Origin of the sequence: Rhizobium metallidurans (assembly GCF_014196505.1) — a bacterium.
GTDB lineage: Bacteria > Pseudomonadota > Alphaproteobacteria > Rhizobiales > Rhizobiaceae > Rhizobium > Rhizobium metallidurans.
The window spans coordinates 139090-152540 of record NZ_JACIDW010000012.1 but is presented as its reverse complement, the minus strand read 5'-3'; the positions used below and the strand labels follow the sequence as shown (position 1 = coordinate 152540).

The 13451-nt window shown below is 56.5% G+C and carries 12 protein-coding genes; 4 read left to right on the top strand and 8 right to left on the bottom strand.

Translation table 11 applies throughout. The annotated features are described in order from the left end of the window. Positions 1-175 precede the first annotated feature (175 nt). Together GGQ67_RS17620 and GGQ67_RS17615 are read right to left on the bottom strand one after the other, a co-directional pair. On the bottom strand, positions 176-607 hold the full coding sequence (locus GGQ67_RS17620; protein ID WP_183901426.1) for a plasmid maintenance toxin (PemK-like): 432 nt from the start codon (positions 605-607) through the stop codon (positions 176-178). Further along, complete coding sequence (locus GGQ67_RS17615; protein ID WP_183901425.1) at positions 594-872, bottom strand: type II toxin-antitoxin system Phd/YefM family antitoxin; 279 nt, start codon at positions 870-872, stop codon at positions 594-596. Before GGQ67_RS17615 ends, GGQ67_RS17620 begins: the two co-directional genes overlap by 14 nt. A gap of 76 nt (positions 873-948) precedes the next feature. Here GGQ67_RS17615 and GGQ67_RS17610 point away from each other — a divergent pair, with 76 nt between their 5' ends. The 3 genes from GGQ67_RS17610 to GGQ67_RS17600 all read left to right on the top strand — a co-directional run bounded on the left by GGQ67_RS17610 (position 949) and on the right by GGQ67_RS17600 (position 4066). Continuing rightward, entirely contained in the window at positions 949-2112 is a 1164-nt protein-coding gene (locus GGQ67_RS17610) for a site-specific integrase (protein WP_183901441.1), read from the top strand. A 22-nt stretch (positions 2113-2134) separates the two neighbouring features. Next, positions 2135-2446, top strand: coding sequence for a hypothetical protein (locus tag GGQ67_RS17605; RefSeq protein WP_183901424.1), 312 nt, complete (start codon positions 2135-2137; stop codon positions 2444-2446). Between the two features lie 87 nt (positions 2447-2533). After that, positions 2534-4066, top strand: coding sequence for a histidine kinase dimerization/phosphoacceptor domain -containing protein (locus tag GGQ67_RS17600; protein WP_183901423.1), 1533 nt, complete (start codon positions 2534-2536; stop codon positions 4064-4066). A gap of 76 nt (positions 4067-4142) precedes the next feature. Here the strand turns inward: GGQ67_RS17600 and GGQ67_RS17595 are convergent, their stop codons facing one another. The 3 genes from GGQ67_RS17595 to GGQ67_RS17585 form a co-directional block, all read right to left on the bottom strand. Continuing rightward, positions 4143-5837 carry a methyl-accepting chemotaxis protein gene (locus GGQ67_RS17595; RefSeq protein ID WP_183901422.1) on the bottom strand — a complete coding sequence of 565 codons (1695 nt, stop codon included), beginning with the start codon at positions 5835-5837 and terminating at the stop codon, positions 4143-4145. A gap of 91 nt (positions 5838-5928) precedes the next feature. Further along, the gene (locus GGQ67_RS17590) at positions 5929-7233 is read right to left on the bottom strand and encodes a sensor domain-containing diguanylate cyclase (protein ID WP_183901421.1); all 1305 of its coding nucleotides are present in this window, start codon (positions 7231-7233) and stop codon (positions 5929-5931) included. Beyond that, the gene (locus GGQ67_RS17585; protein WP_425503795.1) at positions 7205-8062 is read right to left on the bottom strand and encodes an alpha/beta fold hydrolase; all 858 of its coding nucleotides are present in this window, start codon (positions 8060-8062) and stop codon (positions 7205-7207) included. The genes GGQ67_RS17590 and GGQ67_RS17585 overlap by 29 nt, the downstream gene beginning before the upstream one ends. 419 nt (positions 8063-8481) lie before the next feature. Here GGQ67_RS17585 and GGQ67_RS17580 point away from each other — a divergent pair, with 419 nt between their 5' ends. After that, positions 8482-8691: a hypothetical protein gene (locus GGQ67_RS17580; RefSeq protein ID WP_183901420.1), complete on the top strand. Its 210-nt coding sequence runs from the start codon at positions 8482-8484 to the stop codon at positions 8689-8691. A 47-nt stretch (positions 8692-8738) separates the two neighbouring features. Here the strand turns inward: GGQ67_RS17580 and repC are convergent, their stop codons facing one another. The 3 genes from repC to repA form a co-directional block, all read right to left on the bottom strand. Continuing rightward, on the bottom strand, positions 8739-9953 hold the full coding sequence (gene repC / locus GGQ67_RS17575) for a plasmid replication protein RepC (RefSeq protein WP_183901419.1): 1215 nt from the start codon (positions 9951-9953) through the stop codon (positions 8739-8741). Positions 9954-10116: 163 nt separating this feature from the next. Continuing rightward, positions 10117-11127 carry a plasmid partitioning protein RepB gene (gene repB, locus GGQ67_RS17570; protein ID WP_183901418.1) on the bottom strand — a complete coding sequence of 337 codons (1011 nt, stop codon included), beginning with the start codon at positions 11125-11127 and terminating at the stop codon, positions 10117-10119. Then, complete coding sequence (gene repA / locus GGQ67_RS17565; RefSeq protein WP_183901417.1) at positions 11124-12341, bottom strand: plasmid partitioning protein RepA; 1218 nt, start codon at positions 12339-12341, stop codon at positions 11124-11126. The genes repB and repA overlap by 4 nt, the downstream gene beginning before the upstream one ends. Positions 12342-13451 lie beyond the last annotated feature (1110 nt).

Sequence of the window (13451 nt, the reverse complement as noted above, 5' to 3'; positions counted from 1 at the left end):
GAGTCCGGAGAATTAGGGCGAGTCCGGCGAAATTGGAAAACCCCTTGTCCTGAGAAATCAGTGAGATAGAATCCACTCGATTAAGAATGCCGACACTTAGATTCATGGCAAATCACGGCGGCAACGACCGCTGGACGCGCCGAACTTGAGGGCTAACAACAGGATGAAGAACTGCTTAATCGCTGCGAACGGTGGCCTTGTGACGCTGGCTTCGGGCGAGTTCGACAAATCGGCGCTTCACCTCTTCGAACATGGCCGGTGGCAATGGCCCGTAATATCCGCTCTCGCTGTCAACAGGGCGAACGTCAGGCCCCGGCCAGACGAAGCGATTGCTTTCGCTCAGAACGATCCACGACCGCTCATCATCGAGACCGAGGCGGCGCTTGGTGGCTGGCGGGATTTCGATCGCATCTCGAGGATCGGATGGCGGGGAATGGGTGATCGGCAGGACACGAACCGCAGGTGTCCCGTCCTCAAGCATTGCAACAATGGCCAGCACGAGAGCCTGGCGATCCTTGTCCCCCTCCTCTCGTCCGTCCAGATGCTGCCAGTGCCAGAGATAGGAATAGCGAAAGACCCAGCCGACCTTGGGTTCAGTCGGCAGCATTCTTGTCCATCAGCAGTTCGGCATTGAGATGATCCAGGGCAGGCTCCATCGTCGAAGCCTCGATCGCGGAAAGCTCGTCGTCACTGATCGCAGCCGTCAGATCGACCCGACGGTCCCGCTTGGCGAGGCGAAGGTAATCTTCATAGGCCATGAGCACTGTGCGCGGCCGGCCGTTCTTGGTGATGATCACCGGCTCTCGCACGGCCACGTCCTGGTAGGCGCCGAAATTCTTCGAAACCGCAGCTGCTGTCACAATCGACGTCATGGCAGATCTCCTTGTTCCGGAATATACGGGCTTTCCGGAACATTTGCAAACGCTCCAAAGAATCTGGAAGTACAAGATGACGAGGAAAGCTCCAAACGCCCTTTCCAGCAGCGACACACTCGCGCGCCGCGTGGAAGAGCTCGATACCATCGCGTCCGTCTTGCCGATGGAGCGGCGTGACGAACTCGCCGAGCTGCTGACGGATCAAGATATCGAGACGCTGCGGCATCTCGTCAACGAAGGCATGGGTGCTAATACGCTTCGCGCATTGACCTCCGATCTGGCCTATCTTCAGGCCTGGTCGCTGGCAGCCATCGGTCGATCTCCTCCCTGGCCTGCGCCAGAAGCACTTCTGCTAAAGTTTGTCGCCCATCACCTGTGGGATCCTCAGAAACGCCTGACAGATCCGGACCACGGCATGCCGCCGGACGTGGAGAACAAGCTTCGTCTCCAGGGCTTTCTTCGATCATCTGGTCCCCATGCGCCTGACACCGTACGCCGGCGCCTTGCCACCTGGTCGACGCTGACCAAATGGCGTGGGCTGCAGGGTTCATTCACCTCCCCTGCCCTTAAATCCGCCATCCGGCTTGCGGTGCGTGCGACGCCGCGACCGAGGAAGCGCAAAAGTGCGAAGTCCGTGACAGGCGATGTCCTGCAGAAGCTGATTGGTACCTGCCGGACCTACAGCCTGCGCGATGTCCGGGATAAGGCAATCCTGATGGTTGCCTTTGCCTCGGGCGGCCGGCGGCGCAGCGAAATCGCGGGCCTCAAGATAGAGCAGCTGCAGCCGGAAGAGCCGATCCAGATTGACGAGGCCCCTCCCCTGCTCTCTCGTTCTATTCATCTCGGTCGCACGAAGACCAGCGGCGCCGACGGTGATGAAGTGGTCTACATCAGCGGTCGACCGGTCGATGCGCTGAACGCATGGCTTGCGGCTGCAAAAATCGACAAGGGCAGTGTCTTCAGGGCGATTGATCGGTGGGGCAATGTTTCGCGGCGATCGCTGGACCCGAAGGCAATCAATGACATCGTCAAGCATCGGGCTGACCTAGCTGGCCTCGATCCGGCGGAGTTTTCGGCTCACGGGCTGCGATCCGGCTACCTGACAGAAGCCGCCAATCGTGGGATTCCTTTGCCCGAAGCGATGGAGCAGTCAAGGCATCGATCCGTTCAGCAGGCATCGCGATACTACAACAGTGCCCAACGGCGCAGCGGCCGCGCTGCTCGGTTGATGGATTAGCCATGTGGATGAGGGAGCATAGATGAGTGAATTGCAAAACCGCATCGTAGAACGCTTGGGAGCGCTGGACCCTTTGCGGGAGGTGGCCCTCACCCCGGACAAGCGGGAGAGGCTTATGACGGCAGCAATCGGCCTGTTCTACGCCGCAGGAGGAGATGCAGACGATCTAAAGGAAATTGTTCTCAAGGCCGATGATCGCAACCGCCGTGACGTGGCAGATGCCGCGGCCCAAATGGTCGTCGCAACTGCAGCGGTCAGTTACGCATCCGACCTCGACCTGGTCCAGGCGGCCTATAACTGGATTGACAACACACCGGTCTCGCTCTCCGACTGAGCTGTCTGGATTTCCGTTGATCTTTATGTTCCGTCTCGTTAGCTGTGTTCAGAATTCATCAACCGGACCACATCGGGAGGATGGGAGGTGACAACAGGCGAATCTACCCGATCTGTGTCGAAGGTCGCAGCGGTTGCCACCGCGGCGGCTCTGGTCGCGCTATTGTCCATACTCGGTACGTGGGCCGCACAATCCTATTTTGCAACGATCAACCGGGCCGAAGAGCGCGCCGTTGCATCTGTAAAAATCGTCGCAAGCCATGTGTCTTGGATCCATCAGATGGGTACGCAGACGGCTCGCCGGATTGACGATGCACTTCGCCTAACGGATCTGAGGTTCGACGGCAATATCCGTGATATGGACGTGGCGACCCAAGGATTGCCGAGCGGCGTTCAGGCCTATGTTGTCGATGCTGAAGGCCGAACGCTTTATTCGACCGACCCCGAGATCAAGCCCGTCGACATCACGGATCGGGACTACTTCACAGCCGTCAGGGATGGACAGACAGAGTATGTTTCCTCCCTCCTCATCAGCCGTCTCAACGGCGACCAAATTTTTGTATTCAGTCGACGCATCGTGCGAGAAGGTAGATTCATGGGCGCCATCATGGTGTCCGTTCCTGCGAGCATCACGCGGCCAATATGGGAAACAGTGGATCTCGGCGGCGACTATGCCATCAGTTTTGTTCGCGATGACGGCATGCTGGTGGCGCGCTACCCTCTGCCCGCAACGACTTTGGACATGTCCGGCTACGTCCTCTTCACGGAACATCTGAAGGAAGCGCCGTCGGGGACATATTTCGCGGATGCCTCTCCAATGGACGGTGTAAAGCGTCTGGTGGCGTATCGGCGGGTAGAAGGCAGCCCCTTCGTCGCCGTGGCGGCCGCAGACTACGACTTTCTCATCCAACCGTTCCGGCAGACGCTGCTGATGTTGGGAGTAGTCGCCATCATGATCATCGGCGGTGCTGCCGTTGCTGCTTGGTGGATCCTGCATCTCTTAAGAGCACAAGAGCAGCAATCGGCGCAGCTCGCCAAAGCGCTCGAATCCAACGAGATGCTTTTGCGTGAAATCCATCACCGGGTGAAGAACAACCTTCAATCCGTGATGTCGCTGGTCCGTCTTCAGATGCGTGGATCCGAGGGCTTTGATGCCCTCAACAGTCGGATCAAATCGATGATCGCGGTTCACGAGCAAATCTATAAACACGATGCATATGCGGAGATTGATGCAGCGGAACTGATCCGCGCTGTCGTCTGCAGCGCAGTATCCGCCCATGACGCAAAGCTACGTGTCGAATTCGATCTACAATCTCAACCGGTCGCAGCTGATAAGGCGACAGCGCTTGCCTTGCTGGTCAATGAAGTTGTGACGAATGCCATCAAGTACGCATATCCTACCGGTGAAGAGGGAAGCTTGTCAGTTACCCTGACGACACAAGACGAGTTTGAGAAAAGTCGCCTGAGCATTAGCGACGAAGGTGTGGGCTTCGACGTCAGTGCGGTTTCGCTTGGGACTGGCACGCGACTCGTAGATGGATCCGTTCGGCAACTCGATGGAAGTTACGAGTTCCACTCCGACGCCGGAACGCGATTCTCCGCTGACATCAGACTGGTCTGAACAAACAACCTCGACCAACAATTCGCGAGCGATATAGCAATGTGGCTTTAACTCCTCCAGAAGCCGATGCGCGTTGCTACCTGCTGGACGCAGCCAATCGAGGTGTTCGGCGAATCGCTGCCATCTCTGCCGGACTTTTCCCGAAGCGCGACAGCGACTGTCGCAGACCCTCAGTCTCGTTGAGGAGAGCATTGCTGGCTGCCGTGGACTCCTCCACCATCGCGGCATTCTGCTGCGTTACCTGATCGAGTTGGTTGACGGCACTGTTCACCTCCGACAGCCCGATCGCCTGCTCTTTTGCTGCGCCAGCGATGGCAGTCATGTGCTCGTTGACGCTCGCGACATTGTTCTGGATACCCTCGAGCGCGACGCCCGTATCAGCCACCAACTTAACCCCCGTCTTGACCTCGTCCGAGGAACTTTTGATCAGCTGATTGATCTCCTTGGCGGCCTTCGCCGAGCGTTGGGCAAGTTCGCGGACTTCCTGGGCAACAACAGCAAAGCCCTTACCTGCCTCACCCGCTCTTGCAGCCTCAACGCCGGCATTAAGAGCAAGCAAGTTGGTCTGAAACGCAATTTCATCAATGACACTGATGATGTTCGATATTTCCTTCGAGGACTGCTCGATCTTGTCCATAGCACCGATGGCTTGTGTAACGACCTGAGCAGAATGGCGGGCGCTTCGGCTAGCGTCTTCCGTCGCAGATCGCGCCTCATCGGCCCGCTTTGAGGCATTGGCGACATTAACCGTGATTTCATCAAGCGCTGCGGCTGTCTCCTCGAGTGCGGCTGCTTGCTGTTCCGTGCGACGCGACAGGTCGTTCGAAGCTTGTGCGATTTCCCTCGCCCCCATCTCGATTACGCTTGCGGACCTGGAAACGGCGCCGAGTGCTGATGAAAGCTGGTCGACCGTTTCATTGAAGTTGCTGCGCATCGGCTCGAAGGTGCCGGAGAAAGTCGAGGCGATCTTGCAATCCAGATCCCCGTTGGCAAGCTTCTGGAGTGCGTCTGCAATTTGCGTCACCGCAGACACACGATCACTGACATCGTTGGCAAATTTGACCACTTTCACCACGCGACCGCTGTCGTCGGTGATCGGATTGTAAGAGGCGTTTAGGTAAACGCGACGCCCTCCTTTGCCATAACGGACGATGTCGCCAAGCATTGGCTTGTTAGATCTGAGATCTGACCACATTGCCTCATATTCTGCATCACCGTCAGATCCGCTGGATAAGAACATCCGATGGTTTCTGCCCTTGAGCTCTTCGAGGCCGTAACCCATGGCATTTAGAAAATGCTCGTTGGCCGTGATAATCTCGCCGTCTGGCCTGAACTCGATCACCGCCTGAGCTCTGCTGATGGCTCTCAGCTGGTTGCGGAAATCGGTGTTTTCAATCCGCGCTTTCGCGTCAGCCCACTCGACGACATAGCCAACCGTCTTCTCACCGGTCTTCAAGGGCGTGACGATCAGATCGAAGACATGTGACCCCACCTTGATCGTGGCGTCGTGCCTACTCTTCAAAGCACCCAGCATCTTCCTCTGATGCTGCGGATTTTTATGAAAGATGTCGATGTTCGAACCGACCAGTTTTGCCATGGAAAACTGCGGCAGTTCTGCTCGCATTTCATGCTCGGCGGCTTCAAGCAACCTGCGTGTCGCACCGTTCACGTAGAGGATGTTCAACTTTTCGTCCGCAATCATAATGTTCGCGGAGATCGTTTCGAGAGACGCAAGTTTCGCGCGTTCGAGTTTCGTCGATATGAGATGCATTGGAGCCCCTTCCCCACAACGGGAGTAAAATCAGCTATTTATCAGTTGGTAGTGCAACCGGATCTTCATGACCGGCCGTTGTGGCAACCAGCTATGTTCGCTCGCCCAGTTGTGGGCGGTAGTGAGCGTAACTGTTCTTGCCGGAATTCTTTGCTGCATACATGGCGAAATCGGCGGCGCGAAGAATAGCGTCACTGTCCTTGCCATCAGTTGGAAATGCCGAGATGCCTATCGACGCACTGACATTGACGTCCTGTCTGCCAATGTCGATCGGTCGACATATTTCCGACAGCAACCGGCGTGCAAAATTGTCAGCGGTATCCGCGCCGTGGTGCCGTTCGAGGATCACGGCAAACTCGTCGCCGCCGAGCCGAAAGGTCATCGACGACCCCAGCTTGCTGATCCTTCGGCCAATCGTCCGCAGGACTGCGTCGCCAGCATGATGACCAAACGTGTCATTGATGGCTTTGAAGCCATCGAGGTCAAGTACCATCAAGTTGAATGGTTCAACCGTTCGCGTAGTTCCTGCTCTGCGTCCCAGCTCTGCGTTGAACAGGTACCGATTTCCAAGACCTGTCATCTGATCGATGTGGGCGGCATTCCATAGATCAACCTGGCGATTATGGGCCTCGGTCACATCCTGGAGGACACCCTGTATCACGGGCTCGCCTTGATGGTTCAGGCTGTACTGCCCGGCGATTTTGAAGCGGCGCACCTGTCCCAAGGGATGGCGAAAATCGAATTCCTGCACGATGGGCTCAACACACAGCTCAGGATCCTTTGTGATAGATTCAATGCCCTGGCGAACATCCGCAGAAAGAGGCTCCAGTGCCATTTCCAATGTCACTTGAGCACCATGCGGCACCCCGTAGAGCTCGTAGACCCGGTCTGACCACAACAGTCGGCCGGTTCTGACTTCATAAGTCCAGGCGCCAACGCCAGACAGCTTTTCAAGCTGTGCGAGCCATGATGCACGGCGTTCGGAATCTTGTCTCAGGCCCACGAGTTGCTCTTCAAACGAGCGCCGAGCAGAAGCTGGAAAAAGCGCAACATCGTAAACCCGAGGACCCAGGTGGTTGCGCAACGAGATGTTGACCAAAACCGGCGATGGCTCGGCGTTTCCCTGCACACTAAGTGCGACCTCGTGGCAGCGCCCTTCAATGTGCAGAAGCGGAATGAGAACACTCTCGAGATAGAGCCGACTTGCGGTCGTAAATTTCCGGCTAATTCGCTCGCCGATCATCTCACGTTCGGACGCGCCGGTCAGTCCGCCGAAACAGGCGTTGGCGCGCAGGATACAAAAGTTGGCGTCAACGACTACCAACGCACACGGGGCATCGTTCCAGTCAGCCTCGCTATTGTATGCCTCAGAGATGAGAGTTTGCTGACCCGACATATCGTTCGATCTCTTGGATGACCTCAGCCGGATGACTGACGTGTGGGCAATGTCCCGTTGCTTTGAGTTGAACAAAGGTCGCATTCGGCATTTGATCGGCCACATATTTGCCAACCTCGACCGGTGCGATGACGTCTTCGGCGCACTGCAAGACCAGCGCCGGTGTGCAAGCCTTTGCCAGGTCTGATCGGTTGTCGCTCCAGAAGGTCAAAGCCGCGAAATGCCTAGCGATCTCTGGGTTCGTTCTGCAGAAACTCTCGCGCAGCGTGTCCGTCAGTTCTGGACGCTCGGAGTTACCCATGATCGCGGGTGCCATTTGACCCGCCCAACCGAGATAGTTGGACTGCATGGCGTCGATCAGCCCTTCGATATCCTGTTTCTCGAACCCTCCGAGATAGTTTTCGCCGTCGTTCAGGTAGCAAGCCGAAGGGCCAATGAGGATCAGGTTTCGAAAGAGGTCAGGCCGTTTGCATGCAGCCAATACCCCGATCATCGCGCTCACCGAGTGACCTACGAACACTGCCGGCTCAGAACAAGTTTCCTCGACTACTTCGATAAAGTCATCAGCATAGTCTTCCAGGGACTGGTATCGCTCATAAGAGAAACAGCTTGTATTCGAATCGCCAAAACCCATGAGATCGAACATTACGATCTGATGCGTGCCCTGAAATGCAGGCGCAACATCCTTCCACATCGTCTGATTGCACCCCAGTCCATGAGCAAAAACCATTGGGTTGCTCGCAGAGCCGAAAGTCTTGACAGCGTATTTGTCGTGTGGATCTGGTTGCGTCATGGACTTGCGATAATTTTTCCGCATATGCGAAATCATGGATGTTCAAAGTTTAGGACAAGTAAAAGGTCTGGAAGAGACCCTCATTTGGAACTGACGATTATCAATTTCCGAGACGTTTGTCGGTTTGCACTTAATCGCGAGACTCCGCACGCAATAATTTCAACAAGATAGCGCGGCACCTAATTTGAGATTTGCCAATTAGTTTGAGATTCTGGTTTCGATTTTGGCACTTAATTTGAGATCGGCTGCCGTGGAACGATGACTGAATACGGCCAAGCTTCATCAGAAAAAGTCAAATTTTACAGCAGATTGTTGCCGTTTCGGAAGGCGTCAAGAGCCGAAAATCCCAGCCTAGAATCTCACATTAAGTGCAATCGCTTCTCGGAACTGGCGCATTCTTACAATTAAGTGCCAAACGACACCCGCACCGGAACAGGTCTAAAGAGGGAAAGACGATGGAAACCGCCACGATCGAGAACCGCGCCGACTTCGCACAATGGGCGATCGAGCGCGCTGCAGCGGTCATCGCCGACAAGGGCGGCAATCTTGCCCTTGCTGCACGCGGGGAGGACGACACTAAAATTGCCGAGAGCGCCAATGTCCTGGGCCAAGCCATCGTCGATACGCTCCTCGAGGTATTCGACGTGCTGGTCCCCGAGGACTGAACCGCCCGGGCGGTTCCGGACTTTTCGCTTCTGACGCACCCTCCCCGCTATGCCGACTTCCTGTCCCCGCCGACATGGACCTTCAGCAAAGCCATCAGCATCGGGCCGAGCCCGAATTCGCCCCGCGCCGCTTTGCGGGTGAGGTCCCGCAGATATCCGCCGGCCGAGTTGATGTGGCCTGCCCTTTCGAGGATGCAGGCGAGCGCCGTGGCCGCATTTTCTGGCCCCATCACGTCGCAGGCGTCCTGGTACGCCGACGGACTGACCCCAAGGCTCGACCGGACGACGACGGCCGCGGTCATCAGCTCCCGCCAATGGGTGATCGCGCCTCCCGGCCCATACATCACGATCTCAGGGCAAGCCCGCAGGACCATGCTCAACGGGAACGGCTCTCTCGTCTCGGCCATCGGCTTCGGTTCTTCCGCCAGCCGTCCGCCCTGCTCTTTTTCAGAGCGTGGTTCAGATTCATTGATAGATTCGGGTTTTGAATTCTGTATGTGGCAGCCATTCCGACTACCATTGCCATCCGTATTCTCTGTGTTTTGCTGAGTTTCCAATAGGTTGACGACTTCCTCACGCAGAAGCGTCATTTCATCCAGGGCGGAAACGACATCGTCATGCCTCGGATTGCGAGGCAGCTTGGCGAGAGCGGCAATATACATGGCCTCGATCGCCTCCCAGTCGCCGTCAGCCCCCTCCTCTACCGCAGCCGTGATCAGCTTCCGAACGTCACGACGGCAGATCGTCAGCGCTTCCCTGGCACGCTTGAACAGCCGGCGCTCTTCGGCAACCTGTTGCGCCAACTGGGCTAGCTCTTCGACACGGGCCAGAAGCGGTGCGAGGCTAAAGCCGAAGGCCTGCTCGATCTCGCCTTCCCTGCCACGATGGGCATAGCGCTTTCCGTTCGGGCTATCCCGCCGATGAACCAAACCAGCGTCAACGAGTGCCGCCAGCTGCCGGCGTAACGTGGTGCCTGTGATGCCGTGCGCCCGAACCGAAAGCTGGGCGTTGGATGGAAAGACCACCATACCAAACTCCTCGGACAATTGGCTCTCCGGATAAAAGCTGAGGAGTGCGTCCAGAACCGCGAGGGCACGATCCTGGAGACCGAGCAAGGCGCGGGCTTCGCAAACGTCGCGGAACACCTTCCATTTTTCGGCAGTCTTACCTGCTTTGATCTGTGCCGCGTCCCTCTGCCCTTTCACCAGGGCAAGCGACATCGGCCGCCGCCCGAACGGCGTCGTCACATTTCCAATCTGCATTTCCCTTCACCTCTCATCAGGCAAAAGAAATCCGCTCACCAAAACGGTGCCAAAGACTCTTGACTACGATTCGTGGAAATGCGATTCTCGATCTTGTCACGGAATACGAGAGAGGCTTCCACGGGTAACCGTTCGGGGGCCTTTTTCTTTTGCTGGTCTGCTCCTAGCCTTCAAGTTGTCTTGTGCCCGCCTCTTGCGAGACGTACGCGGCGTAAATGTCGGGAAGCTTCTTCAAAAGAAACTCCGCAAAATCCGGGGAATCCTTGCTCTGGATCGTTAGCCTGACAGCGCGCTTGGCAAACTGCGCTGTGGCGATCCTTCTCCCCTCTTGCGTTTTTATGATCCGTTCGTTGGAAACAGTTTCTCTCCGTGCTGTTATGGCCTTGAGGACAGCGTCAAAACGACCATCGCTTGCAAGCTTCCGAAACTCTTCGTCAGTGGTGACGCGTCGCCAAACGTCGTCATTCTTTGCATTAGTGAGCGTTTGCGCCAATGCTTCCCATCGTGGCCGCCCAACCGCCGGCGCGGGTCCGATCGCCTCAATGAGATCGGTGGGCATTGAACTGGCAAGCGAGATCATGCCTGACAAAACCCCTTTGGACGTCGTGGTCAATGCATCCATTATGACCTGGCGACGAATGCCCTTTTGTTCGAGGCGAAGCGCGAAAAGCGCCTTTTCAATAAAGGAAAGGTCAGTTCGATCAGTATTTTCCTTTCCTTGCGCGACGATAAGATCTTCGTCGGAGAGATTACGGACAATGGCTTTGACCTTGCCGCGGAGTTGACGAAGCGCCTCAACGCGGCGATGGCCGAACGCGAGCTGATATTCGCCCTTTCGCTCCGGATGGGACCGCACAAGAACAGGCACAATCTGCCCGCTGTTACGCATGCTTTCCTTGAGGTCGACGAAGTCTTGTCCTGCGAAATCGTCGAGCCGGTCTCTCACAAATGAGGTGTGGATGAGACCGGGATCGATTTCGATGATCGTCTCGCCGGCTTCCAGTTGCGCCCGTAATTGCTCCGCCTGCTCTGCTTCGGTGGCAAGATTGGCTATGGCCTGGTTCATAGAATTCAGTGCACCCGATTGTACCGCAGGTTTTGCCCGCGGCGCTGGTTCGGTTGCTGTCTGAATGGGTTCCAGAAATCCTTTGAGCGCGTCGCTGCGTTTACTCATGTGGTCCGCCCCCACGCTTGCTTGACGAGTCTTTCGATCTCTCCATTGACGCCATCGAGCGATTCAATGGCACGGTCGTAGGTAGCGCGCGTAAAATTCTCGCGTCCCACCTCGTACAGCGTTTGCTTTGTTATTCCGGCATCTGAGACAGCGGCCGACTTGACCATCGCATTGGTCAAGACACGATCCCCAAAAAGACTTTTCAGCAGACCAACGATCTGGCCTTGGGGACCATCGCTTGGCTCATAACGCGTCACCGCGTAACGAAAGAAATCGTATTCGGCATTGCCGCCTGCCTTTTCGACGACATCGAAGAGACTCGCCGTCATATGTAGGAATTGCGACATCGACGCGACGTCCAGCATCTGCGGATGAATGGTGACCACCACACTCCTTGCGGCGCACAATGCCGAAAGCGTCAGATATCCAAGGGATGGCGGGCAGTCCAGCACCACGACGTCGTAATTCTGTTCCACCGAAGCGAGGGCAGACGCAATTCGGGTGAAGAACATGCGTTCGCGACTACGGGCCTTCTCACCTAGAATTCGGGGGGTATCGTGCTCGAACTCCTGAAGTTCGAGATTTCCAGGTACGATATCTAGGCCCGAGAAGTAGGTCTTGCGAATGATGTCGCTCAACGGTCGCTGTTGTTCGTCGTAGCGGATTGCGCCGTACATTGTTTCGTTGTGGCCAAGATCGAATTCCGGCTGTAAGCCGACCAGAGCAGATAGCGACGCCTGCGGGTCGAGATCCACGGCAAGCGTGCGATATCCGCGCAAGGCGAAATACTGAGCCAGATGCGCGGCCGTGGTAGTTTTACCTGATCCGCCTTTGAAGTTTGTGACCGCTACGACCTGTAGAGGTTCGTTTGCGGTCCGAAGCGGCGAGTAGCCCTTTTTGTTGGCGCTGAGATAGCGACGGATCTCGTGGATTTGTTCTAGGGAATAAAGACGGCGTCCGGCGCCGTTTTTCTCCGCCTCGGGTATATTGCCTTCAGAAGCGAGAAGGCGCAGGTAGGCATCACTTATGCCGATGAGTTTCGCCGCTTCTCCTGCCATGAATTTCCGGAGCTGTTTCTCTGCCGTCGGTGGAAAAGCGCGTGCTCGCAGCTGCTGCAACTGGGCGCTCAACAAGTCTGCGTCTGCTTCAATGAGGCGCGTTAGCGACGGGATCGCGGATGCGCGCGCCTGAAGATGAGTAGCGGGTGAATTCATTTTAAACGCTCAATCCGGTGAAATCGGCAATTGAGCGCAAAAATGACCCGAGTCGACGAGTCGGTCAAGGAAAATTGGGTTAATGAAAGGTTAACGCCCGGGTTGGGAACAGATAGTTTACTTTTGGCAGATCGACCTGTTGTCCTGTGAATGTGATCCGGCACTCGCAACTCGGCAATTTTAGCGCGTCTTTGCCCCTCCTCATGCGTGGATCCAAACAACAATTCCAAACCAGTGGCCGCTGCCACACGGGGCCGGTCCACTGCGAAGCCTTAAGGTGGTTTTGCAACCGTTCAGGCGGCAATAAAGTGAGCGTCAAGAGGGAGGCGTTGTATGGACGCTCGGCAAGCGCCGCCTCCCGCTCCGCTAGCGCGCTCTCAAGCTCAAGTTCGATCTCGCGTCCTTCGTCGGAGTGGGGCCAGCTCAAGCCGAGTTCAAGGATGGTGCGGTCAAGGTCATACGTAATCGTCGTTTCCTGAAGGTTTTGTGAAAGACGACTGACGAGGCATGGGGGTGGCGGGGGCAGGGATCGCGGTAGGCTGCGTGCAGAGCCGAATTCTTGCCGCAGCCCGAAGGGGGGCGTGACAGAAATTTGTTGGAACCGCGTCCTTGATGCCTGGCAGCATGGAAGGAGCGCCATGAGGGGATCTGAGCAGATGTTTTTAGTTCGTATGGCACCAGAAAGCCCAAGCCGGGTTCGATGTCCGGCGCCATGTTCATCAGAGGAAGGGAGGATGCCTCGCCTTCGGGGCGTCGCGCGAGGTGCGCTCGATTGGGCGGATTCCGGGCTTTCATGGAGCCCGTGAGCGTGTGGACCTAGCCGGTGATCGCGCTTCCGTTGGGGGCGAAGCTACCGATGATAGCCATTTTCGGTTCCTTCCGGTTTGTTCGGGTCGCGACCATCGCGAGCTCGATGGCTGTCGACATGATTGGTCACGATCGGACCACACGCCGCCGCAACAGCGTGGAAGACGGCCGGCAGCTGCTTCTTCCCTCAAGACGAATGGCGGTGCAGTCTTCCCGGGGAAGAAAGCCATGGGAGGTCGTTTAGGGAAGAATATTGAGGCGTAGCCTGTCTCTCGACCAGAAATGCCACATCGAGGACGTGTT